At 66.6% G+C, this 18,757-nt stretch carries 13 protein-coding genes; 10 read left to right on the forward strand and 3 right to left on the reverse strand.

All coding sequences use genetic code 11. From position 1 onward, the window contains the following. Positions 1-351 precede the first annotated feature (351 nt). A complete protein-coding gene (locus AB4Z37_RS07255) occupies positions 352-2,433 on the forward strand; it encodes a pentapeptide repeat-containing protein (RefSeq protein ID WP_441516024.1) in 2,082 nt (693 codons plus the stop codon). Here AB4Z37_RS07255 and AB4Z37_RS07260 read toward each other — a convergent pair. Further along, entirely contained in the window at positions 2,430-2,558 is a 129-nt protein-coding gene (locus AB4Z37_RS07260; protein ID WP_441516025.1) for a hypothetical protein, read from the reverse strand. The genes AB4Z37_RS07255 and AB4Z37_RS07260 overlap by 4 nt on opposite strands. Between AB4Z37_RS07260 and AB4Z37_RS07265 the strand changes: the two genes are divergently transcribed. After that, positions 2,557-4,629 (forward strand): pentapeptide repeat-containing protein, encoded by a 2,073-nt coding sequence (locus AB4Z37_RS07265; RefSeq protein ID WP_441516026.1) that lies wholly within the window; start codon positions 2,557-2,559, stop codon positions 4,627-4,629. The genes AB4Z37_RS07260 and AB4Z37_RS07265 overlap by 2 nt on opposite strands. A 45-nt stretch (positions 4,630-4,674) precedes the next feature. Then, on the forward strand, positions 4,675-9,021 hold the full coding sequence (locus AB4Z37_RS07270) for a hypothetical protein (RefSeq protein ID WP_441516027.1): 4,347 nt from the start codon (positions 4,675-4,677) through the stop codon (positions 9,019-9,021). A gap of 161 nt (positions 9,022-9,182) precedes the next feature. Here the strand turns inward: AB4Z37_RS07270 and AB4Z37_RS07275 are convergent, their stop codons facing one another. Beyond that, positions 9,183-9,566, reverse strand: coding sequence for a cell division protein ZapA (locus tag AB4Z37_RS07275; protein WP_441516028.1), 384 nt, complete (start codon positions 9,564-9,566; stop codon positions 9,183-9,185). Then, positions 9,563-9,889 carry a DUF4164 domain-containing protein gene (locus AB4Z37_RS07280; RefSeq protein WP_441516029.1) on the reverse strand — a complete coding sequence of 109 codons (327 nt, stop codon included), beginning with the start codon at positions 9,887-9,889 and terminating at the stop codon, positions 9,563-9,565. The genes AB4Z37_RS07275 and AB4Z37_RS07280 overlap by 4 nt, the downstream gene beginning before the upstream one ends. A 328-nt stretch (positions 9,890-10,217) precedes the next feature. Here AB4Z37_RS07280 and tkt point away from each other — a divergent pair, with 328 nt between their 5' ends. From tkt to AB4Z37_RS07315, 7 genes are all read left to right on the forward strand, one after another. Further along, complete coding sequence (gene tkt / locus AB4Z37_RS07285; protein WP_441516030.1) at positions 10,218-12,209, forward strand: transketolase; 1,992 nt, start codon at positions 10,218-10,220, stop codon at positions 12,207-12,209. Positions 12,210-12,384: 175 nt separating this feature from the next. Further along, positions 12,385-13,392, forward strand: coding sequence for a type I glyceraldehyde-3-phosphate dehydrogenase (gene gap / locus AB4Z37_RS07290; RefSeq protein WP_441516031.1), 1,008 nt, complete (start codon positions 12,385-12,387; stop codon positions 13,390-13,392). Between the two features lie 77 nt (positions 13,393-13,469). Continuing rightward, positions 13,470-14,666 carry a phosphoglycerate kinase gene (locus AB4Z37_RS07295; RefSeq protein WP_441516032.1) on the forward strand — a complete coding sequence of 399 codons (1,197 nt, stop codon included), beginning with the start codon at positions 13,470-13,472 and terminating at the stop codon, positions 14,664-14,666. Between the two features lie 132 nt (positions 14,667-14,798). Further along, positions 14,799-15,824: a class I fructose-bisphosphate aldolase gene (locus AB4Z37_RS07300; protein ID WP_441516033.1), complete on the forward strand. Its 1,026-nt coding sequence runs from the start codon at positions 14,799-14,801 to the stop codon at positions 15,822-15,824. Beyond that, on the forward strand, positions 15,821-16,483 hold the full coding sequence (locus AB4Z37_RS07305; RefSeq protein WP_441516034.1) for a thiamine phosphate synthase: 663 nt from the start codon (positions 15,821-15,823) through the stop codon (positions 16,481-16,483). Before AB4Z37_RS07300 ends, AB4Z37_RS07305 begins: the two co-directional genes overlap by 4 nt. A gap of 201 nt (positions 16,484-16,684) precedes the next feature. Continuing rightward, on the forward strand, positions 16,685-17,809 hold the full coding sequence (locus tag AB4Z37_RS07310) for a tetratricopeptide repeat protein (protein ID WP_441516035.1): 1,125 nt from the start codon (positions 16,685-16,687) through the stop codon (positions 17,807-17,809). A gap of 120 nt (positions 17,810-17,929) precedes the next feature. Continuing rightward, on the forward strand, positions 17,930-18,721 hold the full coding sequence (locus AB4Z37_RS07315; RefSeq protein WP_441516036.1) for an inositol monophosphatase family protein: 792 nt from the start codon (positions 17,930-17,932) through the stop codon (positions 18,719-18,721). Positions 18,722-18,757 lie beyond the last annotated feature (36 nt).

The following is an 18,757-nucleotide window of genomic DNA, read 5'->3' on the forward strand; positions in this document are numbered from 1 at the left end:
CGTCGACGCGCCGAAGACACTGCGATCACCGGGCGCTCGCGCGCCTTGCCGCGGCCGGGACGCGAGACATCGGCTGGCGTCGTGACCACACTCAATTTTGAACATTGTTTGCCCAACTAGACATTGCCGACTTTTCAGCGATCCACTAGTGTCTCTCTCGCAGAGTGAAACGTCGATCGTTTTGAAGCGATGGTGATCTGCGTCTGTCGGATTATTTGACCTCCCTTTTTCTCTCGATTCTTTTCCACCAAACCCTTTTGCACAAAAATGATAAGAGCGCGGTGTGATATGCACGCGGCATCATCCGTTTATTTCCAGTATTTGAATCCTGAATATCTGGCTGCTCGAACGATGGCATCGTGGCCTGCTGCGGCGCGCGGCCTCGCCGTATTGCTGCTGCTGTTGTTGTCGCAGGCGGCTGCGCTGGCGGACGACGAGCCGACCTTTGCGCTGCGGGTCAAGGCGCAGTGCCCCGGTTGCGACGTCCAGCGCGCAAACTTCGCATCGACACCCTGGGTCAACATGAATTTCGCGGGGCAGAATCTGTCCGGCGCGGATTTCAGCAATGCGACCCTGAGCGGCGTGAGTTTTGCCGGCGCCAACCTGTCCGGCGCGAATTTTTCCGGCGCGACCATCAACGACAGCGGCGGCGTGGCGACCGTCTTCACCGGCGCCAACCTGACCAATACCAACTTCACCGGCGCGGTAATGTCGGCCGCGGACATCCAGTACGCGACCCTGAGCTGCACCAACTTCACCAACGCCAACATGTCGGGGGTGATCGCCGGGGCTGCATTGCCGGGCCTCAACAGCGGTTGCGCGCCGGTGTTCACTGGCGCCACGGTGGACTGCAATATCGCCGCGTTCTCCGGCCAGTTGCAGCTGAGCGGAGCCACGATACCCTCGGGGTGCAGTCAGTCGACGCCGCAGGCCGCGCAGGATAATGTGGCCGGCAGTCCGGCCTGGTCGTGCGCCGGCACAACGCCCAGCGGATTCGACAACTGGACCTATGTCGCCGCCTCGGGCGGCAGTGACAGCAACGCCTGCACATCTGCGGCGCCCTGCGCCAGCATTGCCGCGGCCCTCGCGGCCTGTCCGTCCACCGGTTCGTGTGGAGCCCTCGTCTACTACGGTTCTTTCTCAGTCGCGCAGCCGATCGCGCTCGGCCCGAACCGCGGCATCTACGGCGCCTGCCTGAACGCGCCCGCCTCGCCGGACGCTTCGCAATATTATTCGGTCATCACCATGACCTCCGCCGGGGCGCCGGTCGTGTCCGCGTCCGCCGCGAAACAATCGGCCCTGTCCTTCCTGCACCTCGCGGCCAGCGGCGCCACCGGCAATTCCGGGGTCAGCGTCGGCCTGCAGGCGACGGGCGGATCGAGCGTGACGTTGACCAGCGTCTCCATCCTGGCGGGCAAGGGCAACGACGGCGTGTCCGGTGCGAGCGCGACCACGGTCGGGGCGAACGGCGCCGCCGCGAGCGGTCAGAACGGCGGCACGAGCACCTGCGGCGCGCAGGGCGGACAGGGCGGCAACGGTCAGAACGGCACGGCCGAACTGAATCCGTCCGGCCTCAAGATCTATCCGACATGCAGCCCGAGCTGTACGGGCACTTGCAGCGGCAACAACGGCGCTCCTGGCGGCGCCGGGGCGTCGGGCAATTACTCCAACGGCGGGCCGGTCGGCAACGTCGTCTGCGGCACCAACATCACCTACAACTGCGACAATGGCACGGGACATCCGGGGCAGAGCGGCGCCAACGGCCCCTCTGGTCCCGGCGGCGTCGCCAGCCAGAATGTCACCGGCAACTATACGTCCAGCGGATGGCAGCCGAGCGTCGGCGGCGGCGGTCAGGCGGGCGGCAACGGTGGCGCGGGCGGTGGTGGCGGCGGCGGCGGCATGTGCGCGGCCAACAGCTCCCCGTTCAAGGAGAACGTTCACTCCGGTCAGATCGGTGGTGGCGGCGGCGCGGGCGGTTGTGGCGGGCCGGCCGGCGCCGGCGGCACCCAGGGCGGCGCGTCGATGGCCGCTGTGCTGGACGCCTCGACGCTCACGGTCACCAATGTCTCCATCACCGGCGGGACAGGCGGACGCGGCGGCAATGGCGGCAGCTCACAAATCGGCGGTCAAGGCGCTGCCGCAGCCGGCGGCGGCGTCAAGGGCGGCGGATACAGCCAGGGCGGGCCCGGCGGCGCCGGCGCGCCTGGCGGCAGCGGTGGAGGCGGCGCCGGAGGCAATGGCGGCCCTGCGTTCGGCATCGTCCTGGTGAACGGCGCTGCCGTCACAGGAACGCCGTTCTACTACACCGGCTACAGCGGTGACGTCGGCCTGCCGGGAAGCGCCCCGAACACCGCGAACAACAACCTTCCGGCGCTCAGCGGCGCACAGGGCACCCCCGGCCGCGTCGCGAATACGGCCACGTTCCAGTACTAGCCGCCGGTCCGAAGCTCTCGCATCACGCCGCAAACGCCCATCGCGACGTCGGGATGCAGGACATCGGAAACGGCCGCGCCCGAAACAAACGACCAGTCTTCAGTTGTCTCGAGAGGGAACGCCATGTTTCGTATCTTGCGCGACGCTGCGATCGTCACCGCGCTGGGAGCGGCAAGCCTGGTCGCGACAAGCCTGGTCGCGACAGGTCAGGTCGCAACAAGTCTGGCAGGCCCGACGACGGCGCGCGCCGCGCCCGACGAGACCCCAAGCAAAGGGCAGTCCTACGCCTGCGACAACGTCTCCAACAGCGGCACGGACTTCACACACGCTGCCACCGCCGGCCAGAACTACGCAGGACAAAACCTGCGCAACGCCAATTTCAGCGGAACGAACCTGACCGGCACCGTGTTCGACGGCGCCGACCTCACAGGCGCGAATCTGACAGGCACGACGCTCGGCGCCGCCAACGGGCAGATGACGAGCTTCTCGCAGGCCAATCTGACCAATGCCTGCCTGCAAGGCGCCACCATCCAGGGGACCGCGACCGCCCCGGGCGCCTCCTTCCAATTCGCCAATCTCAGCTGCGCCGCAGTGACCGACAGCGACATCACGGCCGCGGTGTTCGGCCCCGTCATCACGGCGGCGCCGACCGGCGGGGTGTGCCGCACGACGTTCGCCAACACCCGGATGACCTGCGAATTCCTCGCGCAGTGGAATGTGCTCGACCTCAGCTTCGCGGATGTCTCCGCCTGCAAGGCTCAGCTCGCCGGGCTGAACCTCAGCGGCGCGGTCATGGTGGGGGTCCAGTTCCCCTACTACAATCTTGCCCAGACCAATTTCTCGAACGCGAACCTGACGGCGGCGAACTTCTACTCCGCGACGCTGTCCAACGCGCTGTTCACCACGGCCAATCTCCAGTTCGCGACCCTGAGCTCGGTCACCGCCGACAGCGCCGACTTCACCGGCCAGGCGCGCCTCTCGGGCGCCACTCTGTCCTACGGCAATTTCGAGAGCGCAAAATTCAACAACGCGGTGTTCGAGGCGTCCAACAAGATCCCCGGCGCGACCATGTCTTTCGGCAACTTCCACAACGCGAACTTCACGCTCGCCGCCATGGTGGGCGTCAACCTGTCGGGCTCCCTGCTCTACGACGGTACGATCATGAGTTCGGCGACGATCCAGAATGCCAATCTCGCCAATACGACCCTCTGGAACCTGGCGCTGCCCAACACAAAGCTGAGCGGCATCACCTTCGACAACGCCAATCTGATCAACGCCAACCTGTCCGGGGCGACCCTCACCAACAACGGCACATACCGCCCCGCGTCGATGGTGAAGACCAACCTCCAGGGCGTCAACCTGACCAGCGCCAGTCTCGGCGGGGTCAACATGACCAATGCCGCGGTCGCGCTGCAGAGCGGCGTTCCGCTGTTCAAGCAGACGGCCAATGTCTCCGACCTGATCGGCGATCTCGACAAGGGCTGGCTGACGACGGAGCTGGCGCAGATGTTCGAAAACAACGGCTTCGCGCTCAGCGCCTGCGACTCGCCCGGCGTCGCCGTGGTTCAAAAGAACCAGACCTGGAATGTGGTGCTGAGACAGAAGAAGCCGGTCGGCCCATCGGGCGCCGCCTATCATGACTTCATCCTGACAGCGGTCGTCAGCAATGCGGTCGTGACCGGGCTGACCGTCAGCGGATATGCCGATCAGGCCGCGAAGCAGCTGTTTTCGATCGACGGCGACTTCACCGCGGCGCTGAATGCGCAAACCCTTCCGCGCGCGGTCCTCGAGGCCTTCGCCTCGGCCCATTACGCCCTGCCGCCGTGCGCCGACCCGACGATCGCGACATTCAAGGTCGGCAACTACTGGACGGTCGCGACCAACGCCAACTCCTATGTCGCGCCGGTTGTCGGCTATACCGGGTTCAAGATCGTCGACAATGGCGGCACGCAACTGCAGGTCTACGGCACCGCGATCACCACCGTCTATCAGGGCGACGACGGACGGCTGCAGTTCACATCATTCACGGTAGCGACGACGCGACTGAACGCAGACAGCTTCACGCCCACCACGATCATGCCGAACGGCAATACCTACGGGGCAAATCTCGCTGCCGGCATCAGCCTTGACGACATGCTGACGGCTCCCACGCCGCCGCCGCCGCCAACCCGCGCGCCGGGCTCCGCCGGCCATTGATCTTCACAAACCATCCGCCCCACCCCGCTTCGAGGACGACACACCATGGCGCACGAACCGAACCCCACGATCGAAACCCTGCACTTCGACCTCGGATTTCTGCGTCATAGCTATGACAAGCCCTACGTCCAGACGCCGCTCGGCCGTTTCGCCGTCCATCCACACACCGACGCCACCCGTGCGCAGGCCCGGATCGACAACCGCGCCATCGCCAGCATGCCGCAGGCGGCGCTCGCCAAGCTGACCCATTACGCTGTCGGCGTGAAACTGCCGGTGAAAGCCCCCTTCCTGCTGCGCGTTCACAACGACGACGGCGCCAACGGAACGCTGCCGACCCTGTTCGGCGTGAAGATCGTGGTGCCGATCAAGGCGCTGCGGGAGTACCGCCGGGGCGATCTCGCGCGCCTGCTGCCGCGCCGGCCCGCCCATATCGAACTCTTCGGCATGGTGCCGCCTGCGGACAGTGCCGCCGCGGACGACCATCTCGACTTCCTGGCCGACGCGGATCTGGTGATCGATCTGCCGACAACAACGGCCACGGCGATCGCGTTCTCGTATCCGGCCCTCGCCTCGACCAGCAACAAGCATGCGGCGGTTATTTCGGAGCTGTACATCAGCCGATCGAAGTACCTGTCGCCATTCTCGAACTATATCCGCCAACTCGGCGAGGCCTCCCAGGACGGGACAGGCTTCGCCGTCATCTCACAGCTGCAGGGCGAGGACGACCAGCCGATCACGCTCAATCCGGCGCTGACGGGCGGAACGCAGAGCGATACGATCATCTGCCAGTACAATCTGAGCCCGGACATCATCGGAACGCCGCCGACGAAGACGACGCCGGCAAAGCCGCCGACAACCCAGACGGCGTCGACACTGATCGACTACGCACTGGTCGCCATGACCAACGATCCGGGACTGCGCAACAGTCACTGGTCGGTGAATCAGGGCCAGCAGCAGAACCGCTACCATGCGGGCGTCACCGGAAGCGGCGTCGTCAACAAGCAGATGGCCGCGCTGCGGCGGACCGCATCCCGCCGCGCCATGCGCGCGGCCGCCGCCGACCCGGTCGACGCATCGGGTTACGAATTCACCATCAACAACAAGACGCCGGGCCATGGCCTGGACATCGATGACAGCTCGATCACCTTCGACACCACCTCGCAGGTGTTCTCGATCCAGGTCAAGAACACCTTCATGAGAACCCTCGCGACACATATCAAATTCTACGATGTCGACGGCAACGTCATCTCCAACCCGCCAAGCCTCTATCCGAACATTCAGAAGATCTTCACCGAAGCGAAGGAGATGCTGCATCTCGACACCGACGAGGAATTCGTGCGGTTCATTTATTCGGTCTACGCGATCATGGACATTCCGATGCCGTTCGGAGCGACCACGATCGACGTGAAATGGCCGGAGAGCGCGGCAAGCGCGGATCTGCTGTTCGGTGGCCTCGGCATCGGCAAGTGGGACACGACCGCGGACATGCTGGGCCTTCTGGCAACGGTATTGTTCCAGTTCGTGTCACCGGTCATTTTCCTGATCACCGGCGCCTGGGTCACGCACTCGGACTGGTACGAAAAACTGATGAGCGACCCGGCGGTCGTCGCGCTTGTCATCATTCTCGCGGTCTTCCTCGTCGAGCCGATCCTGTATCTGATCGGTTTTGGCCGCTACGGCCTCAACTACGCCATCAACCTGATCGCCAGCAAGCTGGTGGCCATGATCATGGGCAACGCGGCGAAATACATTACCAAGGCAGCAGTCAAGACGCTGGTCACCGACGGCAGTGAAGTTCTGATCGACTTCTTCGTCTTCAAGATCACGGTCAGCGAGCTCATCGATGCGATCCCGTTCGTCGGCTGGGCGGCAGAGATCGCAGGCGTCGCCGCAACCGGCGGCGCGCTGCTGGAAGCCGGCATCGACATCCTGCAGTCGCCAGCGACTTACACGGTCAACGTCACGCGCCGGCTGGAAGTGGTGGCGACCGTCTCGCCCGACCCGCTTCATGGCACGCTCGAAAACCCGGCGATCTGGCCGACCGAGGCGACCCATTTCAAGGCCGTGCTGCAGTACAAGAACGGCACCGCCTATACGCTGACCGGCGCGCTGCCGGTCGAGCAATCGGAACGATCGACCCCGATCACCGTGACGTTCGACGACGTGCCGACCGGCGGCGACCTCCAGATTACCTTCGGTGTCTACTCGGACACCAACTGGCTGGCGGGCAACTGGAGCAGCGCCTGGACGCCGGCGGTGCTGCCACCCGGCGCGCAGACGCTGGATATCACCGGCTCGATCATCGAGAATCTGGTCCCGCTGACGATGGATACCCAGTATCTGTTCGATTCGAAGATCGTCTACACCGCGGCGAGCGGACACCAGTGGAGCGCGACGGCACAGCCTTCCGCGGTGATCACCGACCTCAATCCCGACGGCCTCAATGACGTGGTGGCGATTACGTCGAACAACAACGCCTACATGCTGGGCTACACCTGGCAGGCCTCGAACCAGAACGTGCCGGTGCAGGGGACATCGACGCCGACCAACGCCCTGCTCTACACGTTCCAGAACATCAACACCTTGTCGAATCCGGAGGCCGCACTCAAATTCTCGAATGCGGGCTTCTCGGCGACCACGTTCCTCGCCTACGAACAATTCGGCCCTGAGCCGCTGTTCTCGGCGCCGAGCTCGGTTCTGTCGGACCTCAATGACGGCGTGATCGACGCCACCCTGCAGCAGTCGTTCGCCAGCGCCGGCTATCCCCTGCCGACCGACATCTCCACGGTAACGCTCACGACCGTGCAGTCGACGGTCGAGTGGACGATGACGCTGCCGAACCAGAACGCCCCGACCTACCAGCTCAACCGCCAGTCGGACGGCTCGGTGTGGGTGTATCTGTACCCGACCGATACCGTCGGCCAGAACAACTTCTACCTCGATAGTTCCTCGAACGTTCACCAGTTGCGGGCGGTGACGCTCGACGACACGACGCCGTTCGACATGAACCAGACCCAGACCCACGGCGCCTTCGTGATGCAGACCGTCAACACGGTGGTCGTGCATCCCGCCAACTATGCCATCGCGGTCAGCTTCGGCAACCATCACATGGAAATCGTGCCGATCCTGCAACAGGCGGTCCCGGATGCCGAAGCGGTCGCCGGCATCATCGCCGGCGGCAAAGGCGTCCGGCAAGGCCTGATGCTCGGACCGAAGGCCGTCGCCGTGACACAGGACGGGCGCATCCTCGTGCTTGAAATCATCAACCGGCGCGTCCAGTCGTTCGACATCAACGGCAATCCGGTTCCAAGCTTCGAGATCGCCCGCGTGGCGACGCTCGACGCCAGCGACTACGCGGCTGACCTCAATGCGGGATTTGTCAGCGTCCCCCTGCGCAACGCGTTCGCGGCCGCCGGCTACAATCTGTCGCAGCACTGGCAAGTCAGCGCGGGCAACGACCTCGTCGACATCAAGCTCGCCGGTAACGGCCAGCTGCAGCTTTCGCTCAATGGCGGCCCGCTGTCGTCGAGCTGGACGATCACCGACACCGACGGCACGGTCTATGCCGCAGCCCTCGTTCCCGGCGCGATCGAGGTGACCCAGCCGAACAACGCGACGTTCCAGATGCCGTTCGAGGCCAGCGTGGATCTCGATCTCGGCTATCTCGGCGCACGGGGACTGGCTGCGTTCAAGGCAGCGAGCGTTCCGGTCTCCCAGCAGGCAAGCGTGACCGGCAACGGCCTCTACGTCGCCCCGGCAGACTGCGAAAGCGACCTGACGCAGAACATCGTTCCGCAGGCGGTCACGGACGCGCTCACGAGCGTGCAGGTGACGCTCCCGGCGGGTCAGAGCGTCATCTCGATTGTCACCAATGACGTGCAGGCCGAAAGCACGGTGTGGGTGATCAACGATGCCGATGCCGACGTCACCTACCAGATCGAGGTCGACGCGGTCGACAACACCAAGCTGCAGGCGATCGAGATCAGCCCCTTCATGTACCTTCATGTCGACGGCAAGCAATCGCCGGTGGCGACAAGCTTCCTGCCCGACGATTTCGAGGCGCTGCGCGCCCAGGCGGAGAACGCGAACGAGAAGTATCTCGACATGGCGACGGAGATGAAAGGCTATATCTACGTGCTCGGCTACTCCGGCTCGGGCGCGCAGCCGTCGAACTACTTCCTCGACATCTACGATCCGCTCGGACGCTGGCTGTCGCGCACGCCGGACACCAAGCTCAACCCGGCGGCGATCGGCGTCAACGCCGGCCGCATCGCCATCGACATGTGGCGCAACCTGTTCACACTCAATTTCGAGGCTATCGCCGGCCCGAACGGACGCGTGGAGCCGTCCGTCAGCATGTGGACGCCATCGACACCGACGGTGCCGAGCTGAGCCACGTCCAGCGGTTCAGTGAGACCGGAGTTGCCGCAAGGTGACGGCTGCCTGCCACGTCCGTGCCAGCCGCGCACGGACAGAATGCAGCGGATCGCAAGTTGAAATGACTGTTCGCAACGTTCGACGCGCGGCGCATTCCACAGGAATGCGCCGTCGGATCATCCGATCGCGACGCCGCCGCCGAGCGTGCGATTGAGCGTCTGGGTCATCTTCTCAAGCCGCTCGGCCGCCGAGTTCAGCGCCAGCGAAATCGCCGTCTGCGTCGCCTTGGCCCGCTCGCCGGCAGCGAAGCGCGCATCCTGCAGCGCGTGCATCTCGTCCTCCAGCCGCAGGATGCGCTGATTGGCATCGAGCAGCTCGTCGGCCAGCATCAGTGCCGACATCACCGTGAGGCGCGCATCGCCGATCTCGCCGAACTTGCCGCGCAGGCTGGTGATGCGGCTCTCCAGGCTCTCGGCAAGCTGCAGCAGCCGCCGCTCCTGGCCTTCCTCGCACGCCATGCGGTACTGGCGGCCGTTGATGGTGACGCTGACGTGGCTCATGTCGCTCCTCCGTTGCCGAGCACCGCACGGATGGTCGCGATCGCTGTATCGAGCCGCTGCGAGATCTCGCGATTGACGCGTTCGAGCTCGCGCGTGCGCACCAACGAGCCGTCGAGCTCATGGGCGAGGCGGGAGCGGTCGGTGCCGAGTGCCTGGATGCGGGCCGCCAGTTCGTCCTCGTCGCGATCGGCCTCGTGCCGCCGCTCCACCGCCGCCTCCAGGGCATCGAGCGCCGCCGCAAGCCGGCGCGTCGCCGCCTCGACCTCGCTGGGCCCGCTGGACGTATCGGAACCGGTGTAGCCGGTGGATGGACGATCGATCATCAGCTCCCCGAAACAGACTGACCTGCAATCCTGCCGGGGCGCAGATGCTGCAAAGGCCGCAAAAACCGCACCTCGGCAAAGATTTAGCTGCCAAAATTTACAAAGTACCGCAACCGAGTGCAATCCGACGGGAAAACTATGCACCGCTATCGGCGGAACCCGGTGGGGGGACGCCGCATAAGGACTTGGGCGTCGGGGGGCTGTGAGTGCTTGGACTCGGCGGATGCAGGTGCTATTCCCCCGGCTCCTGCAGAGGTTTCCCCCTCCGGGCGGCTGAAATCTCCGCCATCTGCGACGTTTTCGCCCAATTTCAGACAGGCTGGTGCCCATGACTTCAAGCGTCGATCATTCCCGTTTGGCCAATGCGATTCGCGCGCTGTCCATGGACGCCGTGGAAAAGGCCAAGTCCGGCCATCCGGGGCTGCCGATGGGCGCCGCGGATGTCGCAACCGTCCTGTTCACCCAGTTCCTGAAATTCGACGCCACCGACCCGACCTGGCCGGATCGCGACCGCTTCATCCTGTCGGCGGGCCATGGCTCGATGCTGCTCTACGCGCTGCTGTACCTGACCGGCAGCCCGACCATGACGCTCGACCAGATCAAGAATTTCCGTCAGCTCGGCTCGCTGACCCCCGGCCACCCCGAAAACTTCATGACCCCGGGCGTCGAGACCACCACCGGCCCGCTCGGCCAGGGCGTCGCCACCGCGGTCGGGTTCGCGATGGCGGAACGGCTGCTGGCCGCCGAATTCGGCAATGATCTCGTCAGCCACCACACCTACGTGCTGTGCTCGGACGGCGACCTGATGGAAGGCATCAGCCAGGAGGCCATCGCGCTTGCCGGCCACCTCAAGCTGTCGAAGCTGATCTTCCTCTACGACGACAACGGCATCTCGATCGACGGCCCGCTCAGCCTCGCCGACAGCGTCGACCAGGTGGCGCGCTTCAAGGCCTGCGGCTGGAACGCGGAGCGGATCGACGGCCATGATCCCAAGGCGATCACTGCAGCGATCACTGCGGCGCGGGCGTCGGACAGCCCGACCCTGATCGCCTGCAAGACCACGATCGGCTTCGGCGCGCCGAAGAAGGCCGGCACCTCCAAGGCCCACGGCGAGCCGCTCGGCGCCGAGGAGCTGGCCGGCGCCAAGAAGGCGCTGGGCTGGGACTACGGTCCGTTCGAGATCCCCGACGACGTCCTCAACGCCTGGCGCGCCGTGGGCAAGCGTGGCGAGGCCGCCCGTGCCGACTGGCACAAGCGCTTCGACGCGGCCGCGGCTGGCCCGCGGGCCGAGTTCCAGCGCCGTGTCATCGACCGCAAGCGCCCGGCCGCCCTCGATGCGGCGGTGGCGAAGCTGAAGGCCAAGCTGGTCGCCGAGGCGCCCACCGTCGCCACCCGCAAGGCCAGCGAAATGGCACTGGAAGTGCTGGTCGCCGAGGTTCCCGAGCTGTTGCTCGGCTCCGCCGACCTCACCCCGTCCAACAATACCCGCACCAAGGACCTCAAGGAAATCGGCCCCGGCCGCTTCGACGGCCGCTACATCCACTACGGCATCCGTGAGCTCGGCATGGCCGCGGCCATGAACGGCCTCGCGCTCCATGGCGGCTATATTCCGGCCGGCGGCACCTTCATGTGCTTCACCGACTATGCCCGGCCGGCGATGCGCGTCGCCGCGCTGTCGCACACCCCGGTGGTCTACGTGATGACCCACGATTCCATCGGCCTCGGCGAGGATGGCCCGACCCACCAGCCGGTCGAGCATCTGGCGGCGCTGCGCGCCATTCCGAACATGCGCGTGCTGCGCCCGGCCGACGCGGTGGAAACCGCCGAGTGCTGGCAGATTGCGCTGGAACGCACCAACGGCCCGACCGTGCTGGCGCTGTCGCGCCAGAACCTGCCGCCGCTGCGCACCACCGCCGATGCGACCAATCTGAGCGCGGCCGGCGCCTATGAGCTGGTCTCAGCCGACGGCGAGGCCGAGGTCTCGCTGTTCGCCTCCGGCTCGGAAGTGTCGATCGCGGTCGAGGCGCAGAAGCTGCTCGCCGGACGCGGCATCAAGGCCCGCGTGGTCTCGGTGCCGAGCCTGGAGCTGCTGCTGGCGGCCGAGGACAGCGCCAAGACCCGCGTGATCGGCAAGGCCCCGGTCAAGGTCGCCATCGAGGCCGCGGTGCGGTTCGGCTGGGACGGCGTGATCGGCGCCGACGGCATCTTCATCGGCATGCAGGGCTTCGGCGAGAGCGCCCCGGCCAAGGACCTCTACAAGCACTTCGGCATCACCGCGGAAGCCACCGTCGAGGCCGTCGCCAAGCGCCTCGGACGCTGACCATTCGCCCCGGCGGCCGCACGGTCCGCCGGGGCTCGATCTCCCCGTCCCGAGCCCCGTCCGGGACAGGTAACCCTTTCCGGCCATTGGCACTTATTACACATTGCAACGGGGGGCCTTTCGGGGCAAAAACCGCCGCACGTGACGTTTTTTTGAACAATCAGGAGATCAGTGAATGGCAGTCCGGGTCGCGATCAATGGATTTGGCCGTATCGGCCGCAACGTCCTGCGGGCGATTTATGAAGCCAACCGCACCGATATCGAGGTCGTCGCGCTGAACGATCTCGGCCCGGTCGAAACCAATGCCCACCTGCTCCGCTTCGACTCGGTGCACGGCCGCTTCCCCGGTGAGGTGAAGGTCGAGGGCGACTCGATCGATCTCGGCCGCGGCAAGATCAAGGTCACCGCCGTGCGCGATCCCTCGACCCTGCCGTGGAAGGATCTCGGCATCGACATCGCGCTGGAGTGCACCGGCATCTTCACCGCCAAGGACAAGGCCTCGGCCCACCTGACCGCCGGCGCCAAGCGCGTGCTGGTCTCCGCCCCGGCCGACGGCGCCGACGCCACCATCGTCTACGGCGTCAACCACGCCGCCCTGACCAAGGACCACCTCGTGGTCTCCAACGGCTCCTGCACCACCAACTGCCTCGCGCCGGTGGCCAAGGTGCTGAACGATACCGTCGGCATCGAGACCGGTTTCATGACGACGATCCATGCCTACACCGGCGACCAGCCGACGCTGGACACCATGCACAAGGATCTCTACCGCGGCCGCGCCGCGGCGATGTCGATGATCCCGACCTCGACCGGCGCCGCCAAGGCGATCGGCCTCGTGCTGCCGGAACTCAACGGCAGGCTCGACGGCGTCTCGATCCGCGTGCCGACCCCGAACGTCTCGGTGATCGATCTCAAGGTCGTCACCAAGAAGGCGACCACCAAGGAAGAGATCAACGAGGCGATGAAGCGCGCCGCCGCCCAGGAGCTCAAGGGCATCCTCGGCGTCACCAGCCATCCCAACGTCTCCATCGACTTCAACCACGATCCGCACTCCTCGACCTTCGCGTTCGACCAGACCAAGGTGCAGGGCGGCACGTTCGTGCGCGTGCTGTCGTGGTACGACAACGAGTGGGGCTTCTCGAACCGCATGGCCGACACCGCGGTCGCGATGGGCAAGCTGCTCTGATCCTCAAGATGTCCGGCGGTGGCAAATGCCCCGCCGGACTTTTTCGTTTTTCGCTGTTTGCAAGGTGATGTTGCGTGATGAGCAAGACGTTCCGAACCCTCGATGACGTCGACGTGAAGGGCAAGCGCGTCCTGGTGCGCGTCGATCTCAACGTGCCGATGGACAACGGCCGGGTGACGGACCTCACACGCCTCGAGCGCATCGCGCCGACCATCACCGAACTGTCCGACAAGGGCGCCAAGGTCGTCCTGCTGGCGCATTTCGGCCGCCCCAAGGGCCGCGACGCCAAGGACTCGCTGAAGCCCGTGGCCGCGGTGCTGGCCGATGTCATCAAGCGCAAGGTGGCGTTCGCCGACGACTGCATCGGCGCGGCAGCCGAGCAGGCCGTCGCTGCGCTCAGCCCCGGCGACATCCTGTGCCTGGAGAACACCCGCTTCCACACGGAAGAGGAAAAGAACGATTCCGCCTTCGTCGCGGCGCTGGCAAAACTCGGCGACCTCTGGGTCAACGACGCGTTCTCGGCCGCGCACCGCGCCCACGCCTCGACCGAGGGCCTTGGCCGCGTGCTGCCGGCCTATGCCGGCCGCACCATGCAGGCCGAGCTCGACGCCCTCGGCAAGGCGCTGGAGGCCCCGGCCAAGCCGGTGATCGCCATCGTCGGCGGCGCCAAGGTCTCGACCAAGCTCGACCTGCTGGAAAACCTCGTCGCCAAGGTCGACGCGCTGGTGATCGGCGGCGGCATGGCCAACACCTTCCTGCACGCCCAGGGGGTGAACATCGGCAAGTCGCTAGCCGAGAAGGATCTGGCGCCGACCGCGCTGCGCATCCTCGACAAGGCGGAAGCGGCCAACTGCGCCATCATCCTGCCGGTGGACGCGACGGTGGCCTATCACTTCCAGGCCAATGCGCCGTCGCAGGCTTACGGCCTCGACGCCATCCCGGCCGACGGCATGATTCTCGACGTCGGGCCGCGCTCGATCGACCGCGTCAACGCCGCGATCGACGATGCCGCGACGCTGGTCTGGAACGGCCCGCTCGGCGCCTTCGAACTCAATCCCTTCGACAAGGGAACCGTGGCGGCCGCCAGGCATGCCGCCGCGCGCACCAAGGCGAAGAAGCTGGTGTCGGTCGCCGGCGGCGGCGACACCGTGGCCGCGCTGAACCATGCCGGCGTCGGCGAGGACTTCACCTATGTGTCGACCGCTGGCGGCGCCTTCCTGGAATGGATGGAGGGCAAGCCGCTGCCGGGCGTCGAGGTGCTGAGGACAAAATGACGCGCGCCTTCCGCAAGCCGGAGCGGGCGTGATACATCCACGCCGAGCCGGCTGAGCCGCCCCGGAACACTGATCCCGTTCGATCCCAAAACCGCATTCGATCCCATCGCCAGACCTTAGGAGACGATCCCGATGAACCTCGCCGACCTCAACAAGATTGCCCGAGCCATGGTCGCACCGGGCAAGGGTATTCTTGCTGCCGACGAGTCGTCGGGAACCATCAAGAAGCGCTTCGACGCCATCGGCGTCGAGTCGACCGAGGACAACCGCCGCGACTACCGCGAGATGCTGTTCCGCTCCAAGGATGCGATGAGCAAGTACATCTCCGGCGTCATCCTGTATGACGAGACCATCTGGCAGAAGGCCAAGGACGGCACGCCGCTGGTCAAGCTGATCGAGGCCGCCGGCTCGATCCCCGGCATCAAGGTCGACGAAGGCACCCAGGCGCTGCCGGGCTGCCCGGGCGAGCTGATCACTGTCGGCCTCGACCGCCTCGCCGAGCGGCTGAAGAAGTATTACGAGCAGGGCGCGCGCTTCGCCAAGTGGCGCGCGGTGATCGATGTCGGCAACGGCATCCCGAGCCGCACCGCGATCCAGACCAACGCCCATGCGCTGGCCCGCTACGCCGCGCTGTGCCAGGCCGCCCAGATCGTGCCGATCGTCGAGCCGGAAGTGCTGATGGACGGCGACCATGACATCGCGCGCTGCTACGAGGTCACCGAGGCGGTGCTCAACGAGACCTTCCAGCAGCTGTACGTTCAGCGGGTCGCCCTCGAGGGCATGGTGCTGAAGCCGAACATGGCGATCGCCGGCAAGAAGAGCGCCAGGAAGGCTTCGGTCGCCGAGGTCGCCGAGCAGACCGTCAAGCTGCTCAAGGCCTGCGTGCCGAGCGCCGTGCCGGGCATCGCCTTCCTGTCGGGCGGCCAGAGCGACGAGGAGGCCACCGCCCACCTCGACGCCATGCACCGCATCGGCGGCCTGCCGTGGGGCCTGACCTTCTCCTACGGCCGCGCGCTGCAGGCGGCGCCGCAGAAGGCCTGGGCGGGCAAGGCGGACAACGTCGCGGCCGGCCAGCAGGCGTTTACCCACCGCGCCGAGATGAACAGCCTCGCCAGCAAGGGTGAGTGGAAGGCCGAGCTGGAAAAGAAGGCGGCGTGAGCGCCAAGCCGACACCCGTCCCGCCCCGTCCGGCGCCGCGCCTCTACCTCGCGACGCCGGCGGTGACCGACCCTGCGCCGCTCGCGGCCGCGCTTCCCGCCCTGCTGGACGGCGTCGATGTCGCCGCCGTCCTTGTCCGCCTCACCCCGAGTGACGACCGCACCCTGACCGAGCGCGCCAAGAAGCTGGTTGCGCCGGTGCAGCGCGCCGACGTCGCCTGCCTGCTCGACGGCCATCCCGGTATCGTCGCCCGCTCCGGTGCCGATGGCGCGCACCTGACCGGGGTCGCCGCCATGACCGAGGAGATGCCGGGCCTCAAGCCGTCGCGCATCGCCGGGGTCGGCGGTCTCATCACCCGCCATGACGCCATGGTGGCCGGCGAGGCCGGCGCCGACTACGTGCTGTTCGGCGAGCCCGATGCGGATGGCAGGCGCCCGTCGGCCGAGGCCATCTGCGAGCGGCTGGGATGGTGGGCCGAGCTGTTCGAGCCGCCTTGTGTCGGCTTTGCCGCGACGCTCGAGGAGGCCGGCGCGTTCGCCGCCGCCGGCGCCGATTTCGTGCTGGTCGCCGACCTCGTCTGGAGCGACCCGCGCGGTCCGCGGCAGGCGCTGCTGGAGGCCGCCCAGGCGATCCGTCTGGATTCGACGCACGGCACGTAACGTTCGCAGCAATGTTGCCGCGAAGCCTCCATACGAACGCCCAAACACCCAGCACACGTGTATTGATAGACCCCATTCTTCCGACGGCCCTGCGTCGCCGGAGCCAGCCGCCGGTCCGGACCCGGACCCGACGTTTTGACGAAGTTCAGCCGGGCGCCCCATGGCGCGCAGGCCGGTCATCGAGCCGGTGAGGAAAGAAGGATGCCGACCGGAACAACCGCCCTGCAAGCCCTGCTGCTGGCGACATGCTGCCTCGCCTTCGGCACGCTGCCCGGCGCCCAGGCGCAGATCTCGCTGAGCCCGCCCGGCGTGCCGCAGCCGTCGCCGAAGGCCGCGCCGCCGACCGCCGGCAAGCCCCCCGCCCCGAAGCCACCGGCGCCTGCCGCTGCCAAGTCGGCTCCCGCGGCTCCTGCCGCGACTGCCCCCAAAGCCAATACCAAAGCCGCCCCGGCCCCCGCGCCGGCGGCCGCGGCCGCACCTGCGGACGATCCCAATGTCGACCTCGCCTTCGGCGCCTATCAGCGCGGCCAGTACGGCCAGGCGCTGCGGATCGCGACCCAGCGCGCCGCCGACAAGGGCGACATCAAGGCGATGACGCTGCTGGGCGAGCTCTATGCCAACGGCTTCGGCACCAACCGCGACGATGCCAAGGCGGCGCTGTGGTACAAGGCCGCCGCCGATCGCGGCGACCGCGAGGCGATGTTCGCGCTGGCCATGTTCCGCATCGCCGGCCGCGGCGGCCCGGCCGACCGCAGCGAGGGCGCCAAGCTGCTGGCATCGTCCGCCAAGCTCGGCAAGGCGGCGGCGGCCTACAATCTTGGCCTGCTCTATCTCGAGGGCCAGACCTTCCCGCAGGACCTCAAGCGCGCCGCCGAGCTGTTCCGCCAGGCGGCGGACGCCGGCAGCCCCGAGGCACAATACGCGCTCGCGACCTTCTACAAGGAAGGCCGCGCGGTGGAGAAAAGCCCTGCCGAGGCCGCCAAGCTGCTCCAGAAGGCCGCGATCGCCAACTACCTCGACGCCGAGGTCGAATACGCAATCGCGCTGTTCAACGGCTCCGGTGTGCCCAAGGACGAGGATGCCGCGGTGAAGCTGCTGTGGCGAGCCTCGCGCCAGGGCAGCCCGATCGCCCAGAACCGCCTCGCGCGGGTGCTGGTGGCCGGGATCGGCGCGCCGATGGACAAGGTGGAGGGGCTGAAATGGCACCTGATCGCCAAGACCGGCGGCAATGGCGACCTGATGCTGGAAGCGGAACTGGAGAAGCTGTCGCCGGAGGACCGCGCCAAGGCCGAGGCCCGCGCACGGCACTGGCTGACCGGCAAATGACCTCTGCAACAGTCCTGACCTGAACGCCCCTTGACGTTGCCGCCGGCACAGGGCACCCAACCGGCAACACCCCATCGACCTCCAACCAAGACCCTGCCCGGGTCGCCGTGAAATCGAGCCATGATCCCCTCAGCCCTCATCAACGTCATGGTGAAAGCCGCGCGTCGCGCCGGCCGCAGCCTCAAGCGCGATCTCGGCGAGATCGAGAATCTGCAGGTCTCGATGAAGGGCCCGGCCAACTTCGTCAGCGCCGCGGACAAGCGCGCCGAGGAGATGCTGTACGACGATCTCGCCAAGGCGCGTCCGGGCTACGGCTTCCTCGGCGAGGAGGGCGGCGCGCGGGAGGGCACCGACAAGAGCCACACCTGGATCGTCGATCCGCTCGACGGCACCACCAACTTCCTGCACGGCATTCCACAGTTCGCGATCTCGATCGGCCTGCTGCGCGAGGACACCCTGATCGCCGGCGTGATCTATAATCCGGCCAATGACGAGCTCTATGTCACCGAACGCGGCAAGGGCGCGTTCCTCAACGACCAGCGCCTGCGCGTCGCCGGCCGCAAGCAGCTCAACGAGAGCGTGATCGCCTGCGGCCTGCCGCATATCGGCCGCGGCAATCTCGGCCTCGCCCACCGCGAGCTTGGTGCCATGATGCCGAAGGTCGCCGGCCTGCGCCGCTTCGGCGCGGCGTCGCTCGATCTCGCCGGCGTCGCCGCCGGCCGTCTCGACGGCTACTGGGAACGCGACCTGCAGCCCTGGGACCTCGCCGCCGGCATGCTGATGATCCGCGAGGCAGGCGGCAAGGTGTCGGGCATGCAAGGCAGCGACGACCCGCTCAAGACCGGCGACGTGGTCTGCGGCAACGAGACCATCCATCGCGAATTGCTCAAGGTCCTCAAGGCGGTGCCCTGACGGACCCCGGCGGCTCCGCGGCAGCTGGAACCGGCT

This window comes from Bradyrhizobium sp. 2TAF24, assembly GCF_052115025.1.
In the GTDB taxonomy this organism is placed as follows: domain Bacteria; phylum Pseudomonadota; class Alphaproteobacteria; order Rhizobiales; family Xanthobacteraceae; genus Bradyrhizobium_A.